Origin of the sequence: Hymenobacter frigidus (assembly GCF_014640435.1) — a bacterium.
Taxonomy (GTDB): domain Bacteria; phylum Bacteroidota; class Bacteroidia; order Cytophagales; family Hymenobacteraceae; genus Hymenobacter; species Hymenobacter frigidus.
Genome location: NZ_BMGY01000071.1, coordinates 1 through 12,642, shown reverse-complemented (window position 1 = coordinate 12,642; position 12,642 = coordinate 1). Strand labels below are relative to the sequence as shown.

Here is a 12,642-nt window from a genome sequence, read left to right as displayed (position 1 = left end):
GGTAAAAAAACTTGCTCACTTCCTTGCTTTTTAACACAGTATCTCCTGTATTACCCGACCACCTCAATGATATTCGGGTGAATGCCCCGTGCGACGAGATAGGGCCAACCGACGCCTATGGGTATGCACCTATCACCACCGACACAATACCAAAAAACGCCTCGAATACGCTTACGCAGTAGTTGACACTAGTTTGTTTAAACGGTCCCAAGCTAAACGAGGCCCGTTCAAAGAAAGGAGCGAAACGGTAAAGCCGTCAGGCTCCCTGAGTAATCGTTTCGTCTAATCGCTGGGCTTCGATGCCCCGTTGCAAATGGCCGACCGTTAGCTCCTTTCGCCGGGGTTTGACGGGTCGGAACCACGCCAGCACATCAAGCCCTTCGCCATCGAAATAGTCCGCGGCCGGGAATTGGGTCACGTCCACGTGAAAGGTCTTGGCATATGCGAGCAGCAAGTCGTTTGCGTCGTCGCCGTACACGCCGAGGTCATCCTGTAGGCGCGTATGCGCGGTGATGGTCTCAGAGGAGGAAACGCCGCTTTCCTCTCGGATGAAATCGACCAGGGCGGTTAAAAGGGAGGGCTCCATGGAGCAAATAAACACCGGAATCCAGACCGATTGCTTTTGCTGCTCAAGTCCACGAAAACGGTCGTGGCTGTTGCAGAACCCAGATTATCGACCCAAGGGCCACCTGAGAAAGTGCCAAGCAGCTGGAAAGGCCCGTACAGCCTCGTTTTTGAGCGGTTGCGAACCCGCTCTAGCCATTCTTGAGGTATGACCAACGGTTCTGCAACAGCCACGGTCCCAAGCTAAACGCGCTCGATTTAAGAAAAGGAGGAATATGTCAGCCGACTGGTCGCGCTAATGCTCCCTTCGCGCTGGCCTCTACGGGGAGGCTAACAAGCTCTTTCCTGGCAATAAACGGGCTCCAGTGCCTCATCTTGGGGGTTTTTATGAAAATAAATACCCGCCAAAAAGCCGCTACGACCCGGCAGGTGCAGCGGCTTTTCGAGGGAGGTAATCCCCGGGGCTTACCCGGCGTCGCCGGACCTGGCAACGGCGGGCTCCGGGGCTTTGCGGGCCCGGGCCGAAGCCAGCAGCCGGCAGGCGTCGCGGTGCAACGCCGTAGCCGCGCGGGCCACCAGCTCGTTCAGTTCCACGCCCGGCAGGGCCCCACCCAGCACGGTGATGACCGCGAGGCAGGCCAGGGCGAGCCCCGCCGTGAGCAGCGCGGCCGCCCGGAACAACAGATGGGCGTAGAACTGGAGCAGGGGCATGTGGCGGGGCGGCAAAAGTAGAAAGGTGCGTCCTTCCGGCGGGCCAAGATATGGAAGAAAAATAGGCCAGCACCCGGGCGCGGGTGGCCGTGTCGACCTGGTTGGTCAGCCTAGCAGAACTTGCGTTCAGGAAGACGGTCGAAAAACAAAGAGTCCGACGTGCGCACGACTGGCCGCCGCTACGTTCCTTCAACGGCGACGTGCTGTAGGGGCGCTGGCTCCGCCCCTACAGCACGTCCAGGTCCCGGCGGGTGCGCTCACTTTCCACCTCGCCGGTGTTGAGGGTGGTTTTGGGCTCGATCATCAGGATCCAGGTTTCGGCCACGGCGCGGGGCCGGTGCTCGGTGCCGCGCGGCACCAGCAGCAACTGGCCGGGGCGCACCTCCTCGGTGCGGTCGCGGAAGTCCATGAGCAGCGTGCCCTGCACGACCATAAACAGCTCGTCTTCCGCCGCGTGGCGGTGCCAGATGAACTCGCCCTGCACCTTGGCGATCTTGACGTGCTGCTCGTTCAACTCGCCGATGATGCGCGGGTGCCACAGGTCCGTGAACTGCGCAAATTTATCAGCCAGAGTGATGGAGGTAGGGGTCATAAGCGCCGGAATGAAGAGTGGAAAGGCAAAGGAAGGCTTAGCAAACGAATAGTTTGTGTTTACTGAAACGGTGGTGGCTGTTACAGAACTCTTAGCGGCAGCGCCAAGCGGACACTCAATGCGCCTGACGACGCTGAAAAGGTGCTCAAACGGGCCTTTTACACGTACCTCATCGCTCCCCTCCTACGTTTCTGAACGCACCAGTGAGTTCTGCAACAGCCACGGTTATTATGGGTGGGATCCCAGCGGCGGCGGGGTGCCAACCCGTACTCAACTCGTGGCTCCTCACCGGCTTTGCCCCAGTGGGCGCGCAGAAGCAGCCCGTTGCAAGCAAAGGGTCAGGACTATTTGGACAGGCGCCGAATAAAAAAGGACCGCCAATAATCCTGACGGGACTTCTTGTTGTTGAAAGGGCGGCGCTGGGAGCAGCCGCACGGCATCCCCGGCTCGCCCCGGCTGCTCCCAGCCCGCCACCCGCAGAACCGGGTGTCCGGTTTTGCTCCACGATGCCCACAATTCGCATGAAAATCATTCTCTGGTACCGCAACGACTTGCGCACCCACGACCACGAAGCCCTCTGGGAAGCCGCCCAGTAAACCGCCCAGGTGGTGCCCGTGTACGTCTTCGACCCGCGCCTGCTGGCCGGGCACCCGCTGGGCTTCGCCAAAGCCGGCGCGGTACGGCGGCAGTTTCTGGCCGAGGCCGTGCGGGACCTGCGGCAGCAACTGCGCCAGGTGGGCTCCGACCTGGTCGTGCGCGTGGGGCTTCCCGAGGAGGTACTGCCGGCCCTGGCCCAGGAGCTGGGGGCTGCGGCCGTGTACGCTTCAGCGGAAGTGACGCAGGAAGAGCAGGCCGTGGAAACGGCCCTGGAAGAACGCCTGGAGGCCGACGGCCGCTCGCTGCACCTATTCTGGCAAGCCACGCTCCACCACCTCGACGACCTGCCCATGCCGGTGCGCAACCTGCCGGATGTCTTCACCCAGTTCAAGAACAAGGTGGAAAAGTTTGGGAAGGTGCGGCCCCAATTTGCCGCGCCCACCAACCTGACCTTTGCCGAAACCCTGGACCGGGGCACCGTGCCGGCCGTGCCCGAAGCGGCCGACTACCAGCCCGCTTTCCGGGGCGGCGAGACCGAAGCCCTTGGCCGCCTGCACGACTACTTCTGGACCAAGGACCTGCTCCGAACCTACAAGGAAACCCGCAACGGCATGCTGGGGCTCGATTATTCGTCCCGGTTTTCGGGCTGGCTGGCGCTGGGCTGCCTTTCACCGCGCTTCGTACTGGCCGAAATCCAGCGCTACGAAACCGAGCGGACCCAGAACGAATCGACGTACTGGCTGGGGTTTGAGCTGCTCTGGCGCGACTACTTCCGCTTCGTGGCCGTGAAGTTCGGCAACCGCATTTTTCGGTCGCACGGGCTCAAAGAAGAACCGCTGCGGCGCGCGCCGGCCGTCACCAAATCGGCGCAACACAGCTTCGAGCAATGGCGCCTCGGCGAAACGGGCGTGCCCCTAATTGACGCCAATATGAAGGAGCTGCTCGCCACCGGCTACATGTCGAACCGGGGGCGGCAAAACGTGGCCAGCTTCCTGGTGAAGGACCTGCTGCTGGACTGGCGCTGGGGCGCGGCCTGGTTCGAGAGCCAACTCATTGACTACGACCCGTGCTCGAACTGGGGCAATTGGCTCTACGTGGCGGGCGTTGGCAACGATCCGCGCGAGAACCGCTACTTCGACATCCTGCGCCAGGCCACCTACTACGACGCCGCCGGCGCCTACGTGAAGCACTGGCTGCCCCAGCTCACCGGCGTCCCCGCCGAGCAGGTACACCGGGTGGGCCTGCTCACCAACGACGAGCAGAGGAGCTTCGGCGTACGTTTGGGCGTCGATTACCCCAACCCGCTGGTCGATGTGCGCAAGTGGGGACAAGCAGACGGAGGCCGATAGCTGCCGAGGGTCAGCGGCTTTGCAAGTGCTGAAGCCACCGTCTGAAGAGCAAGGTTGTGTCCTCGCGGCCCTACCCCAGCGTTTTGGTGAAACCGACCTTAATCTTGAGCTGGAAGTCGGCAATTACCTGGAAGATTTCCTTCAGCGTGACCTGCTCTACCTTGGTCAGCGTGCTGGGGTCGAGGCAGTTGTCGGGCGCGGCGTGGTCGCTGATAATCTGGGCGGCTTGTTTTTTCAGGCGCACGCCCATCAGGTAGTAGTAAGGCTGCAGCAGCTCCTGCGCCTCGCGGCCTACCAGCACCGGCCACCGGCCGTTCAGCCCCTGGCGCCGGGTTATTTTTTGCCGGGGACTAGGCTCTCAACGATGTCGCCGGTGTTGACGGCCCCCTGTTTAACATCAACCGTGTGGGAGCCGAGCAGGCGCTGAAACGTTGAAAAGTAAGAAGGCAAGCCTTCCACGGTTTTGGCCCCGCTGCCGTCGCGGAGTTCGTAGTGCAAATGCGGAAAAAGCGACGAACCCGAGGCGCCCACGGCCCCGATCACGGCGCCTTGCGCCACCGTCTGGCCGACGCGGACCCGCGCGCTTCCTCGTTTGAGGTGCCCAAACCAGCTGTATTCCCCGTTCAAATGGTCGATGATGACGTAGTTGCCGCCGTACGCGCGCTCGTCCCTTTCCAGGTCGGCCGCCTCAAATTGGCGGTTGTCGGGCTTTGCGTCCTGAACGAAGACGACTTTGCCCGCCCCGGCCGCCCCGGCCGCCCCGGCCGCCCCGGCACACGTCGTTTTTACCGCCCGGCGCCACCCCGTGCTACGAATGGGCTTTCACCTCCTGGCGGGCAACGCCCAGGCCGTCGATGCCCAGTTCCACCACGTCGCCGGGCCGCAGGTACACCGGGGGCGTGAGGCCCATGCCCACGCCGGCCGGCGTGCCGGTGGAGACGACGTCGCCGGGCAGCAAGGTCATGAACTGGCTGGCGTACGCAATCAGAAAGGGAATCCGAAAAAGGAGGTTGGCCGTGGTGCCGTCCTGCCGGCGCTGCCCGTTCACGGCGAGCCACAGGCGCAGGTTGTGTATGTCGCCCAGCTCGTCGGGCGTGGCCAGAAACGGGCCCAGCGGCGCAAACGTATCGCAGCCCTTGCCCTTGTCCCAGGTGCCGCCGCGCTCCAGCTGAAACGCCCGCTCCGAAAGGTCGTTGTGCACGGTGTAGCCCGCGATGTAATCGGGGGCTTCCGCCTCCGAAACGTAGGAGGCGCGCCGGCCGATGACCACGGCCAGTTCCACCTCCCAATCAGTTTTCACCGAGTTTTTGGGAAGAACGATGTTATCGAACGGACCCATCAGCGCGGTGGTCGCCTTCAGGAACAGCACCGGCTCCGGCGGCGGCGGGGCCCCAATTTCGCGGGCGTGGTCGGCGTAGTTGAGGCCGACGCACAGGATTTTGGAGGGCCGGGCCACGGGTGGGCCCAGCCGCTCGGTGGCGGCCACTGGCGGCAAGTCGCCCGCCTGGGCCCGCACAAAGTCAGCCAGCCGCCGCAGGCCGTCGTTCGCAAAAAACGCCTCGTGGTAGTCCTCGCCAAAGGCCGACACGTCGAAGCGCTGCTCGCCGAGCAAGATGCCGGGCTTTTCCTGGCCGGGCCGGCCGAAGCGAATGAGTTTCATGGGAATGCGATGAGGGGAGGCGAAGCACCCGTTAGCGTCACAAGAAAAGCCCGGGGCAAGCAGGCCGTCCGGCGGCGCCTGCCAGTTGCAAGGGGGCGCGCGTGACTACCGGTTTTCTTCAGCAAAGGTACTCTCCGACGTCTCGCACCACGGCTGCTCGTTTAATTAAACGGTCTGAATAGCAAAGCAAGATTGCTACTGCTATGGTTTAGGAATAATGCTTGAGCCACTCCTGCTCTTCGCTGGCAAGCTTTGGATCGACGGAGCCAGCAGCGTACGCCTCGATGATGAGCAGGCACTGCTTTCGGGTGTGCGCATCGGGGTGAAAGTGCTCCACTAGCAGATGAGCCGCCCACAAGTTCACCAGGTATTGTGCTTCGCGCAACAACCCCGTAAACGCGCTCACTTGGTTTGCCCCGACCATTCGGGTGTACAAGGCCACCAGTGCTTGCGAACCGGGTTCGGCGCGGTACAGGCGGTTGGCGGGGGTGAGCCCCAGAAAATAGTTTTCCCGATACTGCCAGAGAAACAATTCCGTCAAGGGTTGCATGTGTTTGGGAGCACTAAAACCGTAGCGCCGGCTGCTGGTGTAAGGGGCAGTTACCACCAGCGCTGGACCTCAAAGTTGTTCAATGTAACGGTCCAAATAGCCGAAGGAGTAAAGATTCGGGCGCAGCAACTAGCGCACGACTTCCACCCACCCTTTATACGCTGTTGCGCTGGCCGCTTGGGTCAACAAATAATAATACACCCCCACTGCGGCGTTTTCGCCCCACTCGTTGCGGTACGCAGTCGTGTTGTAGACTTGCTGCCCCCAGCGGTTGTACAGCTGCAAGGACCACGCGCCGCGCAGGCCCAGGATGGCAAACCGGTCGTTGCGCAGGTCTCCGTTCGCCGTCACGATGGTGGGAATGGTCAGGCAGGGCCGGTGCCGAACGGTTCGGCTCGCCGTGCGCACGTCGCAGACGGTGACGAGCTGCACGCTGTACGTGCCAGCTTGCGCGACCTGCACCGTGGGCGTCGTGGCCCCGGTCGACCACTGGTACGCCACGCCGGGCGCCAGGCCCGCCGGTGCCGTCAGCACCAGGGCGCTGCCTTCGCACACCGTGGTGTCGCGGCCCAACGAAAACGCCGGCACCGCGGGCACGGCCCGGACCCGCCACTGGGCCCGGCTGGTGCACCCCCCCGGGTAGGTCGCCACCACGGCATACGTGCCGGGCTGGCTGACCGTCACGCTGGGCGTGGTCGCGCCGGTGGTCCACAGCAGCCCCGTGGCGCCACTGGCCTGGGCGGTCAGCACCACGCTACGCCCCGGGCACAGGAGCGAATCGCCCCCGATGGTGGCCACGGCGATGAACGGGGCCACGACCTGCGTGGCGGTGCTGGTGTAGCCGCCCGCAAACGTGGCCGTAACGGTGTAGGTGCCGGGCAGGGCCACGGCAAGCGTTGGCGTCGTAACGCCCGTGCTCCAGCGGTACGCCACAACGGGGGCCGTGGCTGTGGCCACGAGTTGCGCCGGGTTGCCCGGGCACAGGACCGCGGGCCCGGTGATGCGCACCGCGGGCGGCGCCAGCTTGACCAGCCACATGTCGGGGCTTTGGTTCCCGCCCAGGTTCGGCTCGGACTTGTCGGCCGAAACGCCGGACATCGACCCGCAGGCCAGGATGTAGCCGCCGTCGGCCGTGGGGTGCAGCCGGTCCACAAAGTCCCCGGCCAAACCGCCGAGGGTGCGGTCCCATTGCTTGGCCCCTTGGTCGTTCACCTTGACCAGCCACGCGTCGCCCCCGCCGCGACCGGGTTCGGTTTTGTCCGCGGAGGCGCCGGACGCGGTGGACCCGCTCAGCACGTAGCCCCCGTCAGCGCCGGGGCACACGTCGCTCAGGTGGTCGTAGGCCGTCCCGCCGAAGGTGCGGTCCCACTGGCGCACGCCCAAGGCATCCGTTTTGACCAGCCAGTAGTCCCCGGTGCCGCGGCTGGGCGCGCCCTTGTCGCCCCCCACCCCCGAATCGGAGGTGCCCGCCACGGCGTAGCCCCCGTCGGGCGTCTGGAACAGGGCAAACAGCACGTCCGTGCCCGGGCCGCCCAGGGTGCGGTCCCACTGCTTCGTGCCTTGCGCCGTGAGCTTGACGAGCCAAAAGTCAGCGTCGCCGCGGATGGGGCCGGTGAGGTCGCCGCCCGCGCTGTTGTTGATGGCTCCGCCCAGCATGTAGCCCCCGTCCGCGGTCTGGCGCACCCGCTGCAACTGGCTGCCCCCGTTGTTGAAGGGGCCGACCGAAAAGCTGCCGAAGGTGCGGTCCCATTGCCGGACGCCCTGCCCGTCCACCTTCACCACCCAGTAATCCGACACGCCGAGGCGCGGCTGCGTTTTGTCGCCGCCCGCGCCCGAGCTGGAGTACCCGCCCAGGATGTAGCCCCCGTCCGCGGTTTGGTGCAGGCTGGTGAAGTAGTCTTCGCTCGTGCCCCCGTAGGCCCGGTCCCATTGCTTCACGCCCTGGGCATCGAGCTTGATGACCCAGTAGTCGTAGCCGCCCCGGCTGGGCGCCGTGCGCTCGCCGGCCGCCCCGGAGTTGGAGTACCCGCCCAGGATGTACCCGCCGTCGGCCGTTTGCTGGGCGTCCTGGAGGTAGTTGAGGCTGCCGCTGGCGCCGCCAAACGTGCGGTCCCACTGGCGCTGGCCCTGCGCATCGACTTTCACCACCCAGTAGTCGTCGACGCCGCGGCGCGGCTGGCTTTTGAACGCGCTGACCGGCGAATTGGAATACCCGGCCAGAAAATACCCCCCGTCGCGGGTGGGTACCGCCGTCTTTAAAAGGTCGTGTTCGGTGCCGCCCAGGGTGCGGTCCCACTCGCTGAGCGGTGGCGCCACTTGGGCGTGTGCCTCCACCACTAGGGCCAGTACGGCCGCGCAGGCCAGACAGAAACGGTGAAAGAGCAAAAGCGGCAAACGGGGCATTGCTTCAGGGGGAGTAGGGCGTTGACCGTCAAAGGTAACGGGACAGTGCCCATCGCTGCTGATGGTTCTCCCCGCCTCCCATACCAACAACGTGGACGCCTCGTCCCTGAAAGCCCCCTTTTCGGTCTGTGAGTATCAGCATCTACTTGGCTTGCGTGGCAGCCCTGCTCCTCGGCATCCGCTAACTAGGAAACCAGGTACCGTTCAATATAACGGTTCCAAGGTAAACGAGGCCCGTTCATTGAAGGAGGGAAGAGGTTGTCTGAAAAGGGACCTTGCTCGACGAGAAGAACGGCATTCGCCGTGGGGTTACCAGCCGCCGGCCTTAATGGTCTTCCCGCTGAAAATCCAACACGCCCTGCTTAGCGCTGATGCCCATACGGGTTGTGGTCAAGGCATGCACGCGCCACGCGAAGGGCATCGTCGTGGGGCTGGTCATGCGCAAACTGTCGTGGGCGACGACCAGGGCGAACCTGTGGGGGGACGTAAACACCTCCATGTCCAGCACCGCCGTCGAATCCCGGATGTGCAACGTAACGGGTCCCCCGGGGTCGTCGGCCACCCACCGACCTTGTAGATTGGCTACAGTCACGGCGCGGTCGGATAAGCGCACCAGGCCGTACAGGGCCGACAGCCCCACAACGGTTACGATGCCCAGCGCATACGCGCCGAACCGCAGGGAACGGCGGGCAATCAGCCGCAGGGCGGCCAAGCCGGCGAACACCCCCAGCGTCATGCCGAAAATGCTACCCAAAAAGCCAAAAGCCTCCTTTCCGGCGAAAAAGCAGCACATGGCCACCATTGAAAACACCGCATAGGCAATATAATCCTTCTTGCTCATCCGGGACAAAGTAAGCGCTTAAGCGATGTTCAACGAAAGGGTAGGGCCCTAAACGCGCTCCGTTCAGATGAAGGAGTGTCAAATTAGTGGGCTATGCGACCTAGGCTGGAAGTCATACGGCGCGCGGTTAGGCCATTCGTACGGTAGCGTCCCCTGGCGCAACTGTACTATCGCATCACTTCAACCCAGCCCTTATAGAAGGTGCCGGACCCGGCGCGATGCAGCACATAAAAATACACCCCCGGTGCGGCGTGCTCCCCCCAGTCGTTGTGGTAGGCGTCCGTGGCGTAGACCGGCGTTCCCCAGCGGTTGTACAGCGCCAGAGCGGCACCCTCCGGAGGCAATCCCTGGATGACGAAGCGCTCATTTGCCCGGTCACCATTAGGGGTGATGATGTTGGGGAAGACCAGGCACGGGCGATAAGTGATGCGGCGGCTCAAGGTTTGCGTAGAGCAAGGCAGGTGCAACTGCAGGAAGTACACACCGGGCTGCTGCACCCGTCGCGTGGGCGTGGCGAAGCCGTCGGTCCACGCATAACGAACGGTGCCAGGTACCTCCCCCCGGACCCGCAACACGAGCGATTCTCCTTCGCACAGGGTGGTATCCGCGCCCAGCGTATAGACCGGGGCCACGGCCAGGGCTTGCACTTGCACTTGGGCCACGGCGGTGCACCCGCCGTAGGCGACGGTGACGGAATACCGCCCCGGCTGGGTCACGGCCAAGCTAGCAGTGGTCGCCCCCGTATTCCACCGGTAGGAAGTTGCCCCGGCCGGGGCCCTGAGCGTCCCCGTCTGGCCCGGGCACAACAGCGTGTCGCCGGTAATGCGTACGAGAGGCGCGCTGACCCGCTGGGTGGCCGTGGCCGTGCAGCCGTTGGGAAAGGTCGCCACGACCCGGTACGTGCCCGGCTGGCTGACGGTCAGGGCCGGGCCGGCGGTGCCCCCGTCCCACTGAAAGGAACTGGCCCCCGGCGCGACGGCGTTGAGGTGCGTGCCGGTCCCCGTACAAACTACGGCCAAGCCGGTAATGTGAACCTGCGGCGCGCTCACCAGCACGTGGGCCCGGGCTTGGCAGCCCGACCCGTAGAAGGCGGTTACGGTGTACGTGCCCGGGGTTCGCACGCCAATGATGGCCGTGCTGTCGCCCGTGCTCCACCGCAGGGAACGGGCCCCGGGGGCCAGGGCGGAAAGCTGGGTTGGACGGCCGGGGCACTGCACGGTGTCGCCGGCAATGCGGACGGTGGGCGCAAGCGAGTGGACGCGGTAGCGGGTGGTATTCGTAAGCCCACCCGTAAAGGTGGCCGTGACTGTGTACAGGCCGGGTTGCGTGACCACAATGCTCGCGGTGGTGGCTCCGGTGCTCCAACGGTAGGCCGTGACCGCCCCGGTGCTGCTGGCCGTCAGGCGAACCTGTCCGCTGTTGCAGAGCAGCGAATCCCCCGCGATGTGCAGCGCCGGGGCCGGCACCGCGGCCTGGTTCAGGCGGACGCTCGTGGTCCCGGGAAAATTGCCCGTGAGCAGGTCCAGGTCGCCGTCGCCGTCCACGTCCCCGGTGACCACGCACCACGGCCCCGTTGCGGTGGGCACTTCGGAACCGCCGGTGAACCCGCCGCTGCCGTCGTTGAGGCGCACACTCACGGTGCCGCCGCCGCTGGTGCCGGTGGTGTAGTTGGCCGTGAGCAGGTCCAGGTCGCCGTCGCCGTCCACATCCCCCGTGGTGACGCCGTGCGGGTAAGCGCCCACGGGCACGTCCGGACCATTGATAAAGCGACCCGTTCCGTCGTTAACCCGCACGTTCACCAGGCCGACGGCGGCGGAGCTGACCGAGAGAAAATCCAGGTCCCCGTCGGCGTCCACGTCGGCCGTGGCGATGGAGAACGGGCGAACGGCTACGGGCACTTCCCGAGTGCCCGCAAAGGTGCCGCTTCCGTTGTTGAGCCGGACGCTAACGGTCGTGCCCGGCGGGTTGCCAAAGGTGCCGTAGCTGGCCGTGAGCAAGTCCAGGTCCCCATCGCCATCGACGTCCCCCATAGCAATGCTCTGCGGTCCCGGGCCAACTTGTGCTTCCGAGCCGCCGCTGAAGGTGCCCGAACCGGTGTTGAAGCGGACGCTCACCGAGTTGCTGCCGGGGCCGGAGTTGGCGACGAGCACGTCCAAATCGCCGTCGCCGTCCACGTCGGCCGTCGTAACGGCAACGGGGTTGCTCCCTACGAAGAGCTCGGAGCCACCACTGAAGTGGCCGGAACCATCGTTGAAGCGGACGCTGGCCGAATGAAGAACGGCGTCGTTGTTGGCCGTAACAAAATCGATGTCGCCGTCGCCATCCAGGTCCGCAGCACTCACGCTGAAGGGGTTGGACACCAGGGCGAGGCCGACCACTACGCTGGAAGAAAACGCATACTGGCCGGCCCCGTTGTTAAACTGCACGTTTACGGAGTTGCCGTGGTACTGGGCCGTGAGCAGGTCCAGGTCGCCGTCGCCGTCCAGGTCGGCGGTGGCGATGCTCTCGGTAAAGGTGGTGGAAACGTCGGAACCCGGCGCAAACCGGCCGCTGCCTCCGGCCGTGGCCGCCGTGAACTGCTGCACACGGGGCCGTGACAAGGAAAGGCCGGCGCTGTTCTGGACAGTGGTCGTTAGCACGGTCTGCACCGTTTCCCCCGGTTGCCAGGGAAAAGTTGGCTGAAAGCGTACTGTGCTGCCGTTCACGGTCGTCGTCCCGCTCCGCCCCGTTCGCAAACCACCGCGCTGCATGCTGAACACGCGCAGGCCGCTTGTGCTTGCGGAAGTAAGGGGCTGACTGAACACCGCGCCCGTGGCGCTTGAGCGGGGAACGGCAAGCGCATTAGCCGCGGGCGCCAAACTGGTTACACCAAGCTGTGCGTGAAGGGGAACAGAAGTTAGGGCTACGAGAACACAGAGCAGCAGAAAACGAAGCGTAGCCAAGCGAGTGGGGGTATAAAGCAGAATGTAGGAGGTTTCCCCTTTTGCGCCAGGAGCGTGTCCCTTGCCGTCGTGCTTGGAAACGCCTGTATTTAGATAATCTCCACCAAGCTGGAGAGTGGGTTACAAAACCGTACGAACAGTGGTGCTAGTGCTCATAGGGGTTCTTGTTGCAAAAGGACGAATTTACACGCTAAGCATTTAACGTTTTGGTTATATGATACGTGCTGCCTTATTGAGTTTGCTTTACCAGAAAGGATTTCCTTTTTGATAAAGCTGGCATACCCTCTGGATTGCTTGGAATCGCCCTTTTTAAGGAGGTTTTTGGGCTACCCTTTTTGATAAAGGGCTTCGCGTGTAAAACCGCCCTTTAGAGCAGTTTCCAATTCAGTGTACATGATAGCCGCAATGGTCAAACCAGTTTTTGGCCTCGTGC

General features: G+C 63.9%; 12 protein-coding genes. 2 read left to right on the top strand and 10 right to left on the bottom strand.

The window, feature by feature from the left end:
- Positions 1 to 256: 256 nt before the first annotated feature.
- The 3 genes from IEW17_RS19875 to IEW17_RS19865 form a co-directional block, all read right to left on the bottom strand.
- Complete coding sequence (locus tag IEW17_RS19875; RefSeq protein WP_188563808.1) at positions 257 to 586, bottom strand: DUF1493 family protein; 330 nt, start codon at positions 584 to 586, stop codon at positions 257 to 259.
- Between the two features lie 443 nt (positions 587 to 1,029).
- Complete coding sequence (locus IEW17_RS19870; RefSeq protein ID WP_188563807.1) at positions 1,030 to 1,275, bottom strand: hypothetical protein; 246 nt, start codon at positions 1,273 to 1,275, stop codon at positions 1,030 to 1,032.
- Between the two features lie 226 nt (positions 1,276 to 1,501).
- Positions 1,502 to 1,867 carry a cupin domain-containing protein gene (locus IEW17_RS19865; RefSeq protein WP_188563806.1) on the bottom strand — a complete coding sequence of 122 codons (366 nt, stop codon included), beginning with the start codon at positions 1,865 to 1,867 and terminating at the stop codon, positions 1,502 to 1,504.
- Positions 1,868 to 2,373: 506 nt separating this feature from the next.
- On the opposite strand from IEW17_RS19865, the gene IEW17_RS21135 reads away from it, so the two are divergent.
- Positions 2,374 to 2,463 carry a deoxyribodipyrimidine photo-lyase gene (locus tag IEW17_RS21135; RefSeq protein ID WP_229749163.1) on the top strand — a complete coding sequence of 30 codons (90 nt, stop codon included), beginning with the start codon at positions 2,374 to 2,376 and terminating at the stop codon, positions 2,461 to 2,463.
- Between the two features lie 12 nt (positions 2,464 to 2,475).
- A complete protein-coding gene (locus IEW17_RS19860; protein ID WP_308420640.1) occupies positions 2,476 to 3,813 on the top strand; it encodes a DASH family cryptochrome in 1,338 nt (445 codons plus the stop codon).
- Between the two features lie 70 nt (positions 3,814 to 3,883).
- On the opposite strand, the gene IEW17_RS19855 is transcribed toward IEW17_RS19860, so the two are convergent.
- From IEW17_RS19855 to IEW17_RS19825, 7 genes are all read right to left on the bottom strand, one after another.
- Positions 3,884 to 4,114 carry a putative nucleotidyltransferase substrate binding domain-containing protein gene (locus IEW17_RS19855; RefSeq protein ID WP_229749161.1) on the bottom strand — a complete coding sequence of 77 codons (231 nt, stop codon included), beginning with the start codon at positions 4,112 to 4,114 and terminating at the stop codon, positions 3,884 to 3,886.
- 32 nt (positions 4,115 to 4,146) lie between these two features.
- Positions 4,147 to 4,629, bottom strand: coding sequence for a M23 family metallopeptidase (locus IEW17_RS19850; RefSeq protein WP_188563809.1), 483 nt, complete (start codon positions 4,627 to 4,629; stop codon positions 4,147 to 4,149).
- A complete protein-coding gene (locus IEW17_RS19845) occupies positions 4,622 to 5,473 on the bottom strand; it encodes a fumarylacetoacetate hydrolase family protein (RefSeq protein ID WP_188563805.1) in 852 nt (283 codons plus the stop codon). The genes IEW17_RS19850 and IEW17_RS19845 overlap by 8 nt, the downstream gene beginning before the upstream one ends.
- Before the next feature lie 208 nt (positions 5,474 to 5,681).
- Complete coding sequence (locus tag IEW17_RS19840) at positions 5,682 to 6,023, bottom strand: hypothetical protein (RefSeq protein ID WP_229749160.1); 342 nt, start codon at positions 6,021 to 6,023, stop codon at positions 5,682 to 5,684.
- A gap of 129 nt (positions 6,024 to 6,152) precedes the next feature.
- Positions 6,153 to 8,426 carry a T9SS type B sorting domain-containing protein gene (locus IEW17_RS19835; protein WP_188563803.1) on the bottom strand — a complete coding sequence of 758 codons (2,274 nt, stop codon included), beginning with the start codon at positions 8,424 to 8,426 and terminating at the stop codon, positions 6,153 to 6,155.
- Positions 8,427 to 8,751: 325 nt separating this feature from the next.
- Positions 8,752 to 9,267 carry a hypothetical protein gene (locus IEW17_RS19830; protein ID WP_188563802.1) on the bottom strand — a complete coding sequence of 172 codons (516 nt, stop codon included), beginning with the start codon at positions 9,265 to 9,267 and terminating at the stop codon, positions 8,752 to 8,754.
- A 167-nt stretch (positions 9,268 to 9,434) separates the two neighbouring features.
- A complete protein-coding gene (locus tag IEW17_RS19825; RefSeq protein ID WP_262891859.1) occupies positions 9,435 to 12,209 on the bottom strand; it encodes an FG-GAP-like repeat-containing protein in 2,775 nt (924 codons plus the stop codon).
- Between the last annotated feature and the right edge of the window lie 433 nt (positions 12,210 to 12,642).